The 15,450-nt window shown below is 56.4% G+C and carries 14 protein-coding genes; 3 read left to right on the top strand and 11 right to left on the bottom strand.

Annotated features, from left to right (window positions below; genetic code table 11):
• Nucleotides 1–20: 20 nt before the first annotated feature.
• Together ACTJI7_RS17280 and ACTJI7_RS17285 are read right to left on the bottom strand one after the other, a co-directional pair.
• Nucleotides 21–416: a YraN family protein gene (locus ACTJI7_RS17280; RefSeq protein ID WP_028014533.1), complete on the bottom strand. Its 396-nt coding sequence runs from the start codon at nt 414–416 to the stop codon at nt 21–23.
• A complete protein-coding gene (locus ACTJI7_RS17285; protein WP_192978565.1) occupies nt 374–2,530 on the bottom strand; it encodes a penicillin-binding protein activator in 2,157 nt (718 codons plus the stop codon). Before ACTJI7_RS17285 ends, ACTJI7_RS17280 begins: the two co-directional genes overlap by 43 nt.
• Before the next feature lie 61 nt (nt 2,531–2,591).
• Here ACTJI7_RS17285 and rsmI point away from each other — a divergent pair, with 61 nt between their 5' ends.
• The gene (rsmI, locus tag ACTJI7_RS17290) at nt 2,592–3,455 is read left to right on the top strand and encodes a 16S rRNA (cytidine(1402)-2'-O)-methyltransferase (RefSeq protein WP_063155280.1); all 864 of its coding nucleotides are present in this window, start codon (nt 2,592–2,594) and stop codon (nt 3,453–3,455) included.
• Nucleotides 3,456–3,519: 64 nt separating this feature from the next.
• Here rsmI and ACTJI7_RS17295 read toward each other — a convergent pair whose 3' ends face one another.
• The 8 genes from ACTJI7_RS17295 to kbaZ form a co-directional block, all read right to left on the bottom strand.
• Nucleotides 3,520–5,409, bottom strand: coding sequence for a hypothetical protein (locus ACTJI7_RS17295; protein ID WP_063155281.1), 1,890 nt, complete (start codon nt 5,407–5,409; stop codon nt 3,520–3,522).
• Between the two features lie 19 nt (nt 5,410–5,428).
• Nucleotides 5,429–6,301, bottom strand: a complete 873-nt coding sequence (gene kbaY / locus ACTJI7_RS17300) for a tagatose-bisphosphate aldolase subunit KbaY (RefSeq protein WP_063155282.1) — start codon at nt 6,299–6,301, stop codon at nt 5,429–5,431.
• A gap of 12 nt (nt 6,302–6,313) precedes the next feature.
• A complete protein-coding gene (locus ACTJI7_RS17305; RefSeq protein ID WP_063155283.1) occupies nt 6,314–7,459 on the bottom strand; it encodes an SIS domain-containing protein in 1,146 nt (381 codons plus the stop codon).
• A 276-nt stretch (nt 7,460–7,735) separates the two neighbouring features.
• Nucleotides 7,736–8,170, bottom strand: coding sequence for a PTS galactosamine/N-acetylgalactosamine transporter subunit IIA (gene agaF, locus ACTJI7_RS17310; protein ID WP_047367065.1), 435 nt, complete (start codon nt 8,168–8,170; stop codon nt 7,736–7,738).
• Between the two features lie 16 nt (nt 8,171–8,186).
• On the bottom strand, nt 8,187–9,065 hold the full coding sequence (gene agaE, locus ACTJI7_RS17315; protein WP_047367066.1) for a PTS N-acetylgalactosamine transporter subunit IID: 879 nt from the start codon (nt 9,063–9,065) through the stop codon (nt 8,187–8,189).
• The gene (gene agaW, locus ACTJI7_RS17320; protein ID WP_028014525.1) at nt 9,055–9,834 is read right to left on the bottom strand and encodes a PTS N-acetylgalactosamine transporter subunit IIC; all 780 of its coding nucleotides are present in this window, start codon (nt 9,832–9,834) and stop codon (nt 9,055–9,057) included. The genes agaE and agaW overlap by 11 nt, the downstream gene beginning before the upstream one ends.
• Before the next feature lie 10 nt (nt 9,835–9,844).
• Nucleotides 9,845–10,318, bottom strand: a complete 474-nt coding sequence (gene agaV, locus ACTJI7_RS17325) for a PTS N-acetylgalactosamine transporter subunit IIB (RefSeq protein ID WP_028014524.1) — start codon at nt 10,316–10,318, stop codon at nt 9,845–9,847.
• A gap of 19 nt (nt 10,319–10,337) precedes the next feature.
• A complete protein-coding gene (gene kbaZ / locus ACTJI7_RS17330; RefSeq protein ID WP_048960553.1) occupies nt 10,338–11,645 on the bottom strand; it encodes a tagatose-bisphosphate aldolase subunit KbaZ in 1,308 nt (435 codons plus the stop codon).
• A 239-nt stretch (nt 11,646–11,884) separates the two neighbouring features.
• Here kbaZ and ACTJI7_RS17335 point away from each other — a divergent pair, with 239 nt between their 5' ends.
• Nucleotides 11,885–12,688 (top strand): DeoR family transcriptional regulator, encoded by an 804-nt coding sequence (locus tag ACTJI7_RS17335; protein ID WP_048999518.1) that lies wholly within the window; start codon nt 11,885–11,887, stop codon nt 12,686–12,688.
• Between the two features lie 46 nt (nt 12,689–12,734).
• On the opposite strand, the gene garD is transcribed toward ACTJI7_RS17335, so the two are convergent.
• Nucleotides 12,735–14,306 (bottom strand): galactarate dehydratase, encoded by a 1,572-nt coding sequence (gene garD, locus ACTJI7_RS17340; RefSeq protein ID WP_192978561.1) that lies wholly within the window; start codon nt 14,304–14,306, stop codon nt 12,735–12,737.
• A 358-nt stretch (nt 14,307–14,664) separates the two neighbouring features.
• On the opposite strand from garD, the gene garL reads away from it, so the two are divergent.
• Nucleotides 14,665–15,435 carry a 2-dehydro-3-deoxyglucarate aldolase gene (gene garL / locus ACTJI7_RS17345; protein WP_192978559.1) on the top strand — a complete coding sequence of 257 codons (771 nt, stop codon included), beginning with the start codon at nt 14,665–14,667 and terminating at the stop codon, nt 15,433–15,435.
• Nucleotides 15,436–15,450 lie beyond the last annotated feature (15 nt).

A 15,450-nucleotide genomic window follows, 5' to 3' on the forward strand; every position in this document is an offset into this window, starting at 1 on the left:
TTATCCCTTTTAAATCTTAATTATGCGTCTTCGCCAAAAGCGTTTTTAAGCCATTCGATCTCATTTCCGGTGAAGGCTATCACATCGAAACGGCAATCCACAGTATCAAAGCTCCCATTATGGCGGGCAAGCCACAAGTGGGCAGTCTGTAATAATTTATGTTGTTTGGCGAGCGTCACGCTGGCGGCAGCACCGCCAAAACGGGAAGACTGTCGAAAGCGGACTTCTACAAACACAATCACCTGACCGTCTTTCATGATCAGATCAATTTCGCCGCCGCGCCCGCGGACGTTAGCGGCGATAAAGCGCAGTCCTTTGCCTTCGAGCCAGCGACGCGCTTTTAACTCCCACGCATCGCCGGTCTCTTTACGGCTTAACTGGCCGGGACGATTTGCCCCTGCTGGTATTTGAGCCATGATAACTTCCTGGTAATCACACAGTCCTGAGTGGCGGTCAGATCGCCGGTGTTGCCGTTAAGCTCAAAGCCCGGCACCTGACGCATCTGGGTAAAGTGGTTTGCCAGCGCCCACGCATCAACACCCATCGCATACAGACGCGCCAGAGAGTAGTCGTTACGTACGGAGCTTAGCGCCTGCTGCATCAGCGCCGGGTTGCTGCCCGCCAGCATCGGGATTTCGCTGTACTGCAGGCCGTCCATTTCCAGACGGAAATCCGGGCCTGCGGTGCCCTGTGCGCTGCGGGAGCTGGCGTAGAGCGTTGCGCCGCTCTGGCTGCCGTTACGCATCGCGATCATCGGCTTGATAAAGGCGATCTCCTGCGGCGTGGCAACGATATAGGCCGCATCCACTTTACCACCACCGCTTATCTGCGCGTCGGTTGGCGGGGCAGGGATGGTCAGGCCGCCAATGGTCACGCTCTGCTGCTGCGGCAGGCTGGCGGAAACCGGACTGCCGTTAAGCGCGATACCCGCCCCACCGTTAACGCCCGCACGCAGTTCAGAGACGGAACCGAATTTCTGCTGCAGCACGATGCCGCCGCCCAGCTTCTGCCACTCGTCGGCAAAAGCATTAGCCACGCGATCGCCCAGCGTACTGCGCGGGATCAGCAGCAGCGGGGCCTGTTTACCCTGCTCGTGGATATGACGCGCCGCATCGCGGGCTTCATCTTCCGGAGAGAGTGCGAAGTAGCAAATATTGGCCCGGTTCTGAACCTGTTCCGGCTGGTTGAGCGCCAGTACGTTCAGCGTGGTATTGCTCTTCATCAGCTCTTCCACGTTGTTTTTCAGCAGCGGGCCGACAACGATGCTTGCCCCGTCCTGCTGAACCTGCGCCAGCACCTGGTCAAGCGGCTTCGAACTGGTGTCGTAGATTTTCAGCTCAGCGCCAGGGTTCGCGCTGGCGGTCGCCACGGCCTGCGGCTGAGCGGCAGGTTGTGATGCTGGTTGTGCCGGCTGCTGTTGAGGCTGTTCTGCTGTTGTGGCAGGAGCCGGAGCAGATGCTGGCGCCGCCTGCGTTTCGGCCGGAGCCGGAATCGCTGGCACCGGTGCCGGCGTCGTCGTCGGCGCCGTCACCGGGTTTTGCATCGTGCCCTGCGCTGGCGTTTGCGCCGTGGTCAGGTCGCTGGTCTCTGCGGCGGATGGGCTGACAACGTCATTCACGTTAGCCGCCTGGGCCGCCTGTGCGGGAATGGCGCTGCCGGTGACCGACGTCGTGCCGTTTTTCGCCGCTTCAAAGCCCTGCTGAATGGTGCGTCCAAACACCGCCGCCTGGCCGTTGAGCGGCAGAAGGAGGGCGATTTTGCTGGTCGAAGCGGGCTTAAAGTTCTGCACATTCACCAGCTGGGTTGGCAGCATTTTTGCGCCCGGGTTCTGCGGGTAACGGGTCTGCCAGTCGGTAATACCGGCTTTCAGCATTTTTGGATCGCTGCGGTTGTTAAACCACATCTGCTGCAGATCAAGCCAGCCCTGAAGCACGTTTTCGTCCGCGTTAATGACCAGCGCCTTTGCCTGATCCTGGGTCATCGAGGCAAGCGCCTGCCAGGTGGCATCAATGTTTTTCTGCTTGTCGGCACCGGCGAGCAGCGGCTCCTGGGCAATCAAGGCACGTAGGAGAGTCAGGGAAGGGCGCCCCTGCTCAGCGGTAATGCCCGCCTGCCAGAAGCGCGCCTGCTGGTTTTTATCCAGCGCGCTCAGGTCGATGCTCCCCAGGATCTTTTTCGCGCCATCATAATCTTTCTGCGCGACCTTCAGCTCGGCAGAGAGCAGGCTCTGCTCAAGTTGCTGAGTATCGTTAAGCTCTTTCGGCAGTTGGCCGAACAGCTCGGCAGCCTGCTGGGTTTTGCCCTCTTTCAGCAGTGCACGAATGGCGAGTAATTGCCAGTTGATCCTGGTATCATTTGTACTCTGCGACATTTGTTGCAGATAAAAGCCAGAATCAGCCTGAGCGGAGCCCTGAAGATGGGCGGTGCTCTGGTCAGGTGCCTGGGTGCCACAGCCTGCAAAAATCAGGGCTGCGAGCAGCAGCGGCACGCTGCGCGTGGCTTTTTTTCGAAGAAACGTTAACGGTACCATACTGTATCCAGTGATTTTTTTACGCAATGCTCAATATTAAATCGGCAATACGGACGAAACAATGAAACAACACGAAACGGCAGATAATTCTCAAGGCCAGCTTTATATTGTACCTACTCCTATCGGGAATTTGTCTGATATTACCCAACGTGCGCTAACCGTATTGCAAGCTGTTGATTTAATTGCCGCTGAAGACACCCGACACACCGGTTTACTGCTGCAACATTTCGCGATTAACGCCCGTTTGTTTGCCCTGCACGATCACAATGAGCAACAAAAAGCCGAAACGCTGGTGGCGAAGCTCAAAGAGGGGCAGAACATCGCGCTGGTCTCTGACGCCGGGACGCCGCTGATTAACGATCCTGGCTACCATCTGGTGCGCACCTGTCGCGAAGCCGGGATTCGCGTTGTGCCACTGCCTGGACCGTGCGCCGCTATTGCTGCGTTAAGCGCTGCAGGTCTGCCGTCTGACCGTTTCTGCTATGAAGGCTTCCTCCCTGCCAAATCCAAAGGCCGCCGCGACGTCTTAAAAGAGCTGGAAGCGGAACCGCGCACTCTGATTTTCTACGAATCCACGCACCGCCTGCTGGAAAGCCTGGAAGATATGGTCACCGTCTGGGGCGAATCCCGCTACGTGGTGCTGGCGCGCGAGCTGACCAAAACCTGGGAAACCATTCACGGCGCGCCAGTCGGTGAACTGCTGGCGTGGGTGAAGGAAGACGAAAACCGCCGCAAAGGCGAAATGGTGCTGATTGTCGAAGGGCATAGGGCGGAAGAGGATGCCCTGCCTGCTGATGCGCTGCGCACGCTGGCCTTGCTGCAGGCCGAACTGCCGCTGAAGAAAGCGGCGGCATTAGCAGCAGAGATTCACGGCGTGAAGAAAAATGCGCTGTATAAGTATGCGCTGGAGCAGCAGGGGGAGTAATTTCTGATACTGTTTTGCCGGGTGGCGGCTGCGCCTTACCCGGCCTACAGATTTATTTACTTTTCTATTTCCCAGGCATCGCCTCAAATACCAGCGTTTCCAGCGGCTGCAGCGTAATCACCACCGCGTTTTTGTACTCCTCAGGTACGGTTGAATTACTGCCGTACACCGCTTTGAGACTAAACTTCGCCGCGTCTCCCGTGGGTATTTCGAACTCTTTCGCTAAATCAAGATAGTAGCTTTGCGGCTTGTCCGAGGGGTTACGCAAGCCGAGTATGGCTTTCTCTTTACTCCACGAAGCCCAGCCGTAAACCTGCAGCGCCGTCGGGTCTCCGCCAATCCAGTGCGTATCCACCAGCACGCTGGCATTGTCACGCGACCATTTTGCGGCCTGCGCCAGCGTATCCCACTTCGCCTTGTTCAGCATTGAAGGGGTGATATACAGTTCCTGCAACTGGGTGCCGGTGGCGAAGTAGCTCCAGACCTGATCGGCAAAATCACTGTCCGTTTGCACCTTCTCCAGCCCGTAATAGGCATTCTCAGCGCTGACAATGCCGTGATACATCAGCGAGTTCAGCGGAAACAGCGGGCCTTTGCGCACAATGGAGCGGTACGTTTCGGCATCGCGGTAGGTCATCCACTGCTGCACCGGCGTGCCGGGACCGTACAGGTTGATGTCATCACCCTGACGCCAGATGGAATCCGCATAGAACAGCCAGGACGGACTGGCATTGGTGCCGGTCGTCAAATTGATAAACAGATTCGGGTTGGCGCTGCGCATGTTATGCAGCAGAGCGATGGAGGCGTCAAAATCCGAGGCGAACGGGCTGCCCGGGATATGCGCGTTGGCATTACCCATCCCGTCCAGCTTGAACGAGGTAATGTGCTCGTTTTTGATAAGCTTAACGATCTGCTCATTGAAGTTTTTAAAGTAGTTAGGCCCTGACAGAGCCAGCTTCCCGTCGACGGTTTCGAACCCATACTCTTTTGCATGCGAGACGCGAACGTCGCGCGGTTTGTTATACCCTCCCCACGGTGAGAGCCACAGTCCGACCGAGCTGTGCAGGCTGTCGGCTTTTTCCCGTACCTTGCCAAAACCGTTGCCGAATGCCGGGCCAAACAGCCAGCGCCCGGTCAGGTCGTCCCAGCCATCGTCCAGCAGGAAGGCATCCAGCGCCACGCCGCGTCCGGCGATAAATTCCTTATTCCATTCATCCATCCGCCCCAGCACGTCCTGTTCGGAATAGGGGGTAAAGAAGCCAATATCCATCCAGCTGTTGTAGTGCAGGTAGGGCTTATACGGACGCGGACGCACGGCATTAATAAACTGGTTTACGCTGCGGCGCAGCTGGCTGGTTTCCGGGAAGGTGCCGAAGTAGGTGGTATAGCTGACCGGCGTTGCGGGCTGAATCGGCGTTTTTAACTCTACGTTGAGGTTGGTCGTCGCTTCATAGGCGTAGGTGTTAACGATGGGCTTATCCGGGAGAATAAAGAACGAGTCCGCGACAATCGGCGAGCTGTTGATCGCCCCGTCAACGTAAGGTGCCTGCGTCTGTTTTTTCGTCGGGAAGAAGGTGATTTTTGCCACGTTACGCGGCTGGCCTACCGCCTCGAGGGTGTAATCGATGCTGGCGTATTTATCTTTCACCAGGTTGAGCTTTACCGTCACGTTAAAATCCGGACGCGAAAAGTCGATGACAATGGCGCTGTCCTGCTTTTCGACGTGCTTGATTTTGAAATCAGCGGTGTGAATTTTGGTTTCGTCCGGCAGCGTCAGAAAGAACAGTTCCTGCGGGGTGATGGGGTGGTCGGCTTTTTTGTCAGTTACCACCACCGTTGAATTGGCGTCATCAAAGGACAGGGCAATCTTGTCGTTAGTGAGCGTGTAGTTCGCTGCCATCGCGCCATGGGAAACGCACAGGGCAAGCATTGAGAGGGTGAGCACTTTTTTCATTAAAGTAAGATCCTCTTAGTTATGCTTCTGCCGGAAGACGCAGACGGTTAGCCGAACCGCAAACGGCGATCTTGCTTCGGACCACCTCTTTCATGGCGTCCATCCCGACGCGCATGTAAAAGCGCGGATCGTTGCCCTGCGGGTTCTCGGCAAACCAGGCTTTGACCGCATCAGAGAAGGCGATTTTCAACTCGGTTGCGACATTAACTTTGCACACGCCCAGTTCAATAGTGCGGCGCACATCATCATCCGGAACATCGCTCGCACCGTGCAGCACCAGCGGAACCGCTACCACCTCGCGGATCTCAGCCAGGCGCTGGAAGTCAATTTTGGGGCGTTTGGTATAGAGGCCGTGTGCAGTGCCGATGGCAACGGCGAGGCTGTCCACGCCGGTCAGCTCAACGAAGCGTTTCGCCTCCTGCGGGTCGGTCAGGAATGCGCTTTCGGCGTCGACGCTCATGTCATCTTCAACACCCCCCAGACGGCCCAGTTCCGCCTCAACGCTACAGTCGTTGAGGTGGCAAAAATCGACCACCGATTTCACCAGCTTCACGTTTTCTTCAAAGGGATAGTGGCTACCGTCGATCATTGCGCTGCGTACGCCGGCATGTACCTTGCGACGAATGTCATCCAGCGATTCGTGATGATCGAGATGCAGCGCCAACGGCATGTCGTAGCTCAGGGAGTACGCGCTGCACAGAGCGTAGATCTCCTCCAGCGCTATGTGTTTAAAAGTACCCGGCGTCCCGGCGAGGATCACAGGCGATCGCATTTCGCTGCACACTTCGAGGATCGCCTGGATCGTCTCGGCGTTATGGATGTTAAAGGCCGGAACGGCATAGCCCTTTGTCTGCGCGTCCTGCAAAAGATATTTGGTCGAAATAATACTCATAATACGATCCTCTTAAGCCTGCCACGGATGAATAACCACGCCCTGTACCACACGGTTGACCGTTCCGCTGGCGGATGGTGTGTCCGGCGTGTTGCCAACATGCAGAGACTGGGTTAGCGCAAAGACCTGGGCGTAGATCAGGAAGCAGAACGCCTGCTCCATATCGTTGAATGGACGGGAAGGCGGCAGCAGGATATGCGGCCCCGCTTCAATGGCTGGATGGTTTTCGGCGGCGATGGCGACCACGCGCATGGCCTGACGATCGCGGCGCAGTTCGGCCAGCAGATCCAGATCGTACTGACGCGTATACGGATGGCTGGAGATAAACACCACCACCAGCGTTTCGTTATCCACCAGTGACTTAGGCCCATGACGAAAGCCCGTTGGTGAATCGTAGAACGCCGCCAGCTTGCCCGCGGTCAGCTCCAGCACCTTCAGCGCAGACTCGCGCGCCGCTCCCTGCAGACCGCCGCTTCCCAGGTAAACAATCCGTTTCCACGGTTCGTTGCCAAAGACGCCCTCGCTGAAATCCCCGAGCGAGGTGAGGATCGCCTGGCAGCGATCGGCTACGTCCCGGAAGCTTTGGCTGCCAATCGTCTCTGGTGCGAATACGGCCAGACAGCTCGCCATCATGGTGGTAATGCTGCTGGTCATCGCGAACCCGCGATCGTGCGTTTCGGCTGGCATCAGCAGGGCAAAGGCGTTATCGCTCTCGACGGCGTTCTGGTACAGGCTTCCCGCCTCGTTGCAGGTGATCGACAGGTGGTAGCACTCGGGCACGAACCGGTTCGCCAGCTCAACGGCGGCAACGCTCTCTGGACTGTTGCCGGAGCGGGCAAAAGAGACCAGCAGCAGAGGGTGTGCCGGGCTGAAGTAATCCATCGGGTTGGTGACCAGATCGGTTGTCGGTATGGCGGAGACGTTTTTACCGGTGTGGCTCGCAAGCCAGGGGGCAATTATCTCACCAATAAACGCGGAGGTGCCCGCGCCGGTGAGGACGATCCGCAGGTCTCGCTTACGCAGCAGCGGTTTCAGGAAACCGTCAATCGAGGTGCGCAGATTATCGATGTTGTTGAGTGAGCGGATCCAGCAGGCAGGCTGCTGGCGGATCTCTTTTTCGGTCCAGGTGCCGGTTGTGGCGGCGGTGGTTTGTTGCATAACTCAGTCCTTAGTCGTGTGAATTCCACATCAGACGCTGGCAAACGTGTCGCTATCTTTCGTTTCGTTTCACTTATTCACATTAGCAGTTAAACAAAATTTATAGGAAAGAAATCGAAAGTTCAATAATGGAAAAGGAATAAAACGAAAAGTGTGATCGTGAAAGGAAAGGGTAAAACCAAGGAAAGGAAAAGAAAGGCCTTACGATCTGATGCCGTAAGGCCGCCGGGACACGCAATGTAAACTACGAAGGTGAACGCTGTGAAAGTAACCGGATCATATTCCTTCCTCTACGGGGGCTTCCTCGCGACAGCGACCAAGCTCATCCACCAGGCTGGTCAGGCCGCGGTGGCCGCACTCCAGCGCCTGCAGACGAAACGCTTCGCTACTTAATCCGTCACGTTCCAGCACCATTTCCAGCAAAAGCTGCAGGTTGGTGCCGGTAATCACTTCGCTACCCGGTCTTTGCATCGCGAGCGTCGAGGCCACGCGAAACGGCGTGCCGCCGAGAAGGTCGGTGAGGAAAATAATATCCTGCTCTGGATCCAGCTCACTCACCGCCTGCTCAAGCTGAGCGGTCAGCCTGGCAGTGGTGGAGTTTTCCGGAAAATCGATGGCGATAAACTGCGGCTGCTCGCCAAGGATCTGCCTCATCGCCTGTTCAAGCCCGCTGGCAAAGCCGCCGTGACCCGTCAAAATTATGCCTAACATCGCAACCTCTTTGCTTTTACAGGAAGTGACAGAATTTACCGACAACGCCCAGCACCACGGTGATACCGATCAGCCGCAGCGGGCTCCAGCCGCGGCGCACCAGCCAGAACATGGTCAGGGTGTAGACCAGCGGCAGGAACGCGGGCATCAACTTGTCGATCACGTCGGTTTGCAGTTTAACGACCGCATCACCCGCCTTGATTTCAAGCGTCGTATTGAGTCGGACGTAGGTCGCCACCAGCGCGCCGATCACCGTCATCCCGACAATAGAGGCCGCGTGGCCGACCTTTTTGGTGTTGGCTTTGATCAGCGGAATGGCGGCAACGCCCATTCGGTATGCGTAGTGCGCCAGGCCAAAGCGCAGGCCGAGATGCACCACGTTGAACAGCACGATAAAAACCACCGCGCCAAGAATGGAGCCTTGCAGCGCCAGGCTGGCACCAATACCGCCGCAGATGGGTAACAGGGTCAGCCAGAACATGGCGTCACCAATGCCTCCGAGCGGGGCTCCGACCGCAATTTTGGTGCTCTGAATGCTGTTTACATCCTGCTTGGAACGCTCCATTGCCAGAATAATGCCGATAACGAAGGTCACCAGAAACGGGTGGGTGTTAAAGAAGCCCATATGACCTTTCATCGCCCGCGCCAGGTCCCGCTTATTGGTGTGGATCTTTTTCAGCGCGGGCAGCAACCCGTACAGCCAGCCGGAGGCCTGCATACGTTCATAGTTAAACGAGGCCTGCAGCAGCATGGAGCGCCAGGCCACGCGGTTAATGTCTTTTTTGGTCAGCTCTGCGCCAATGGTCTGGTCTTCATAGACGTTTTCATTCACGCCGCTCAGCAGCGTCTCTTCACTGACAGACGCGCCCGGCAGGGTGGTTTGATTAGATGCCATCTTCAAATTCCTCTTTCTGGGCCGCGGGCGCCGTCGGTTCAGGCGATTTACGCAGCAGGTCGATCAGCGCCATCGCCAGCGCCGCTGCGGCAATCGCCAGTACCGGAAGCTTCAGCCAGGCCGCGGCGACAAAACCGATAATGAAATAAGGGATGTAAACGTTTTTCATCATGATCTTCAGCAGCACGGCGAAGCCGATCGCTGGCATGATGCCGCCCGCGACGCCGAGACCGTCAATCAGACGCTCCGGCAGGATAGCAATGGCGGTTTTCGCGTGTTCAGCGCCAAAGTAGATAGGCAGAAACGCGCACAGGAAATAAAAAATGCCGAGCGCCAGCAGCGCCAGATAGTTGACTCGCTCTATGCCGTCGGTGTCCGCGTTGGCCGCCATGCGATCGCAGCGGGACATTACGCCGGACATCACGGAGAAGAGGAAGGTGATCCCCATCTGAACCGCCACGGCAAACGGCACCGCGACCCCAACGGCGACATCCGGCTTCACGCCCGTGGTGATGGCAAACGTGGTGCCGACGATGGTGCCGATAATCACGTTTGGCGGCTGCGCGCCCGCCAGCGGCGCCAGACCCATCCAGACCAGCTCTAAGGTACCGCCGGTCAGGATCCCGGTATGCAGATCGCCCAGTATCAGGCCGACCAGAGGACCAAGCACCACAGGGCGGTGCATGTGTGTTAAGCCGTTAAACATATCCAGGCCCGCGATAAAGGCAAGAAGCCCCAGCGCGAATGCCTGCAACAGACTGATTTCCATTGTGAATCCCTCAAAGCAGTTTAAAGAGATCCAAAGCGGTCTCTGTTGGGACGCCCTGAACAAAGCATTCCACCCCGGCCGCTTTCAGGCCGTTGAACGCAGCGATATCGTTCGCGTCGACAGAGACCGTTTTGGCAATTTGCTGTTTGCCACTGGCGTAGTGCATGTTTCCGACATTGATACGGGTGATGGGGACGCCGCCTTCAACCAGCTTCAGAAAATCGGCGGGTGATTTGCAGACCAGCAGAATTTTCTGGCGGTCAGCGGCGCGGTGAATGTTGTCGATCACTTTTTGCAGCGACCAGAAACGCACGGCGATCCCTTCCGCGAGCACCATTTCCATCAGGTTTTGTTGAACCGGATCGTCTGCAACCTCGTCATTTGCCACCAGCACCAGGTTTGCCCCCGCAAACCCCACCCACTGCACGCCCACCTGTCCGTGGATCAGGCGTTCATCAATGCGGCATAAGACAATGTTTGGCATAGCGTTTTCCTCTTTTTAATTATGCGTGTGGAGTCGTTACGCCTTCGCAGGCGGCATGGTACTGCTGGAGTATGTCCTGAATGTGGTCAATGATGAGTTCCCGCGGCGTTGACTTGAGAGCGCCCTCGCGAACTTTGCTGTACTGCAACGGCAAATACTGGCTGATAAGCGGCAGCGGAATGGGTTCGTCTGCCAGATTGCGCACCAGTCGTTCAAAGGCATCGTCAATCTGGCTGTCCGGCCAGTAATAGCGCACGCGGTCGGAGTAGCTGTAGCCGCGGGCCAGGCGTCGGGCGTTGCCGTCACCGTGATAGTGGCTTTGCCAGTATTCCGGGCGATCGAGCATCACGTTTTCCAGAACGTGACGCAGGCCCGAGCTGGCTTTCGCCGGGAGCAGTTCTTCTTCAATGGCGGCCAGCGAGAACAGCGCTTCACGCAGGGCAAAGGTCAGGGCAGGGCCGACTTTTAAAATAGCGAAGTGATCGTTCACCAGCTGGCGCAGCGCCTGTTGCGTCTGGTAATCGGTAGAGTGTGCTTCAAATACCAGCGTGTCATAGGCTTCAACCATCTTGCTCAGCGCGACGGCTTTATGTGGCTGATAGTCACAAACGTGCGCATGGTCGAACTCAACGCCGGGCTGAACCACCAGGCCAATAATGCGCGGCCAGATGTCGCTTAACCCTTCCTTCTCGAATGCGTGGCGGTGTGCCTCAAGCGTGGCGCGCGCCGCCTCTGGCGTCGTGACCTCAAGCTCGGTCAGCGTTTCGTGCGCGCCGCCGGGAACCGGAACTTCCGTGCCGATAACGTAGACCAGATCGGCTACACCAAATTGCTCGAGACAGGTTGTTTCGGCAATTTTTGCCAGACGCGCGGCGCGCCCGGCAACGATCGCATCGGTTAAAGGAACCGGATCGTCTTCACAGGACATGCTGCAATCGAGGTGAATTTTTTTAAATCCGGCTGCCACGTAGTGCCTGATCAGATCGTCGGCGTTCGCCATCGCCTGCAAAGCCGGCAGGTTTTGCCAGCGGTTGGGCCCTAAATGATCGCCGCCGAGGATCAGCTGTGACGTCGGGAAACCAAGCGATTGCGCCAGCTTACAGACAAACCCGTGAAAATCAGCGGGCGTCATGCCGGTATAGCCACCAAACTGATCCACCTGGTTTGAGGTGGCTTCAATCAGCAGTGGCGTTTGGCGTGAATGGGCGTAACGAATGGCAGCTTCAAGTACCAGTGGATGTGCGGAACAGACGGCATAAATCCCGTTTGCATTCCCCCGTTTATGTTGTTCCACCATTTCTGTCAGATGTTTCACTTTCCTCTCCATTTCGGATGGTAATGATTTTTATCTTTCGTTTTGTTTCATTTAATCCTGCATTATGGCGGTGTAAAAATAAAACGAAAGATAATGGTTTTCCGATCTGTTTCACAAAAGAAACACAATGAAAGGTTTCAGCTGTTCACAGGCTTGCGTAAGTCCTCCAGACAGCGCTTGCATTCGCTAAAAAGAAAGGCGTTAATAGACAAAACGAAATGAAATGAAAGTTTATTGATTAAGGATCTCGTATGAGCAGCAGCGATTCATCCGCAGAGAAGCGCATCACCGGCACCAGTGAAAGGCGGGAGCAGATCATTCAGCGGTTGCGGGCGCAGGGAAGCGTGCAGGTTAACGATCTTTCACATCTGTACGGCGTATCGACGGTGACGATCCGTAACGATCTGGCGTTTCTGGAAAAGCAGGGCATCGCCGTTCGTGCCTACGGCGGGGCGCTGATCTGCGAAGGGAATGCGCCTGGCATCGAGCCTTCCGTTGAGGATAAAAGCTCGCTCAATACGGCGGTGAAGCGCAGCATCGCTCAGGCCGCCGCCGCGCTGGTGAAGCCGGGGCACCGCATTATTCTGGATTCCGGCACCACGACTTTTGAGATCGCTCGTATGCTGCGCCAGCACACGGATGTCATTGCGATGACTAACGGGATGAACGTGGCGAATGCGTTGCTGGAAGCTGAAGGGGTAGAGCTGCTGATGACCGGCGGGCACTTGCGGCGTCAGTCGCAGTCCTTCTATGGCGACCAGGCGGAACAGTCCTTACAGAATTATCACTTTGATCTGCTGTTCCTGGGCGTCGACGCTATCGATCTCGATCGCGGTGTGAGCACGCACAACGAGGATGAAGCACGCCTGAACCGCAAAATGTGCGAGGTGGCAGAGCGTATTATTGTCGTGACCGACTCCAGCAAGTTTAACCGCTCAAGCCTGCATAAAATCATTGATACGCAACGGATTGATATGATTATCGTTGATGAAGGTATTCCGGCGGAGAGTCTGGAAGGATTACGGAAAAGCGGGATTGAGGTGGTGTTGGTTTAAGGTTTTTACCCTCTCCCCTATAGGGAGAGGGAAGGCTGAGGGGCCATCACGTCACTGGCGCCGGGTTAAACACCGCCAGCTGGTTATGCAATCCCCACTGGTCCGAGAAAGTTTTCTTCCTCCCGCTCGCTACGTCCAGAATAAAATGGAACAGCTTCCAGCCCACGTCCTCAATACTCTCTTCCCCGGTGGCGATGGTGCCCGCGTTGATATCCATTAAGTCATACCAGCGGTTTGCCAGCTCGGTGCGGGTCGCCATCTTGATCACCGGAACCGCCATCAGCCCGTACGGCGTGCCGCGCCCGGTGGTAAAGACCTGCACTGTAATACCGGAGGCCACCTGCTGGGTGCCGCACACAAAATCGCTGGCAGGTGTTGCCGCATAAATAAGGCCGCGCCTGGTTGGCCGCTGGCCCGGAGAGAGCACTTCCACAATCGCGCTCTGACCGGATTTGGCAATCGAACCGAGAGCTTTTTCCACCACGTTCGCCAGGCCGCCTTTCTTGTTACCCGGCGAAGGGTTGGCGCTGCGGTCGGTTTTGCCCATATCGAGATAGTTATCGTACCAGGCCATCTCCTCCAGCAGGCGTTTGCCCACCTCTTCGTTGACTGCGCGCGGCGTCAGCAGATGGATGGCGTCACGCACTTCGGTTACCTCGGAGAACATTACCGTGGCGCCGCAGCGAACCAGCAGATCGGACGCATAGCCCACTGCCGGGTTGGCCGTCACGCCGGAAAACGCATCGCTGCCGCCGCATTGTGTTCCCACCACCAGTTCCGACGCCGGACACGTTTCGCGCTGGCGGCGGTTGAGTTTGTCCAGATGATGCTCTGCTACCTGCAAAATATCGTCGACCATTGAACGAAAACCAACGTGGTGCTCGTCCTGCAGGCGCACGATGCTGGCCCCGTCTGCCGGGATGGCTTTGACATCCTCGGTACCCTGCAGCAGGCGTTCTGGCTGCAATTTTTCACAGCCGAGGCCAATGACCATCACCTCGCCGCCAAAGTTCGGATTCAGGGCGATATTGTGGATAGTACGGATCGGCACCACCGCCGCGGGCGCATTGATCGCTACGCCGCAGCCGTACAGGTGGTTAAGACCCACTACGCCGTCGACGTTCGGGTACTTTGGCAGCAGATCGCGTTCAATGATTTTCACCACGTAATCCACCACGCCCGCCACGCAGTGCACGCTGGTGGTAATGCCGAGCAGGTTTTTGGTGCCGACGCTACCGTCCGCATTGCGGTAGCCTTCAAAGGTATAGCCCTCCAGCGGCGGCAAAGCTTCAGGAACGCGGGTCGCCAGCGGAAGCGTATTCAGCGGCGGTGCTTCTGGCAGCGCCACCAGCGACTCCTCAATCCAGCTACCCTGCGGAATAGCGCTTACCGCATAGCCGATGACTTCGCCGTAGCGTACGATTTCACCGTGGGCAGGAATATCGACCAACGCGACCTTGTGCCCCTGCGGAATATGCTCAATCAGCTCCAGCCCGTCCGGGAAGCGGGTGCCTGCTTTTAAGCCATTGTCGTTGACAATAATCGCCACGTTATCCGTATCGTGAACCTTAATATAAAACGCCGTCGGGGGTGCCTCTCTAATTGCAATATCGGTCATTATTCACTCTTCTCCGGCAAAGTTTCAGCTATGAAAAATAACTCGTTGGATAATCGTTTTCTTAACGTAGAAATAAAGCATGTCAGGAGAAGAAAAGTGAAAATGTGATCGCGATCGTTTCAGGCGGACTAATCCTTGATTCTGTGCATTAGCGCCCACTGCTTTGTGCATATGCTCATAATAGCGTTGAGATGTAGCGCAATACTTGAGCATCAAAACAATGTGCTGACGTGTAGAGCCGATTATACTGAATGACGATTTTATAACGCCACCATTCAGTCAGAGAAATAAATATAAAGAATCTGTTCTGGAATAAATATTACTGGCTAAAACAGCGGAATTAAAAAAGGGTTAAGTGATGAATAACGATATCTTCCCGAATAAGTTTAAAGCTGCCCTCGCGGCGCACCAGATTCAGATTGGCTGTTGGTCCGCGCTGGCAAACCCTATCAGCACCGAAGTGTTAGGCCTGGTCGGATTCGACTGGCTGGTGCTGGACGGCGAACACGCGCCGAACGATATCAGCACCTTTATTCCGCAGCTGATGGCGCTGAAAGGTAGCCCCAGCACTCCGGTGGTGCGCGTGCCAACTAACGAGCCGGTGATTATCAAGCGTCTGCTGGATATCGGTTTCTACAATTTCCTGATCCCGTTTGTGGAAACGGAAGAACAGGCGGCGCTGGCCGTGGCCTCAACGCGCTATCCGCCGGAAGGGATCCGCGGCGTCTCGGTATCGCACCGCGCCAACATGTTTGGCACCGTGCCGGACTATTTCGCCCAGTCCAATAGCAACATCACTATTCTGGTTCAGATTGAAAGCCAGCAGGGCGTTGATAACGTCGATGCGATTGCAGCCACAGACGGCGTGGACGGTATCTTCGTCGGTCCAAGCGATCTGGCTGCGGCGTTTGGGCATCTGGGCAACGCCAGCCACCCGGACGTACAGCGCGCAATCCAGCACATCTTTGCCCGCGCCAAAGCGCACGGCAAACCGTGCGGCATTCTGGCGCCGGTTGAAGCCGATGCCCGCCGCTACCTGGAGTGGGGAGCCACGTTCGTTGCCGTCGGCAGCGACCTCGGCGTGTTCCGCTCAGCGACGCAGAAATTAGCGGACGCTTTTAAAAAATAACCATCATTGAGGAAA

Source organism: Enterobacter sp. 22499 (assembly GCF_052044815.1).
Taxonomy (GTDB): Bacteria; Pseudomonadota; Gammaproteobacteria; order Enterobacterales; family Enterobacteriaceae; genus Enterobacter; species Enterobacter bugandensis.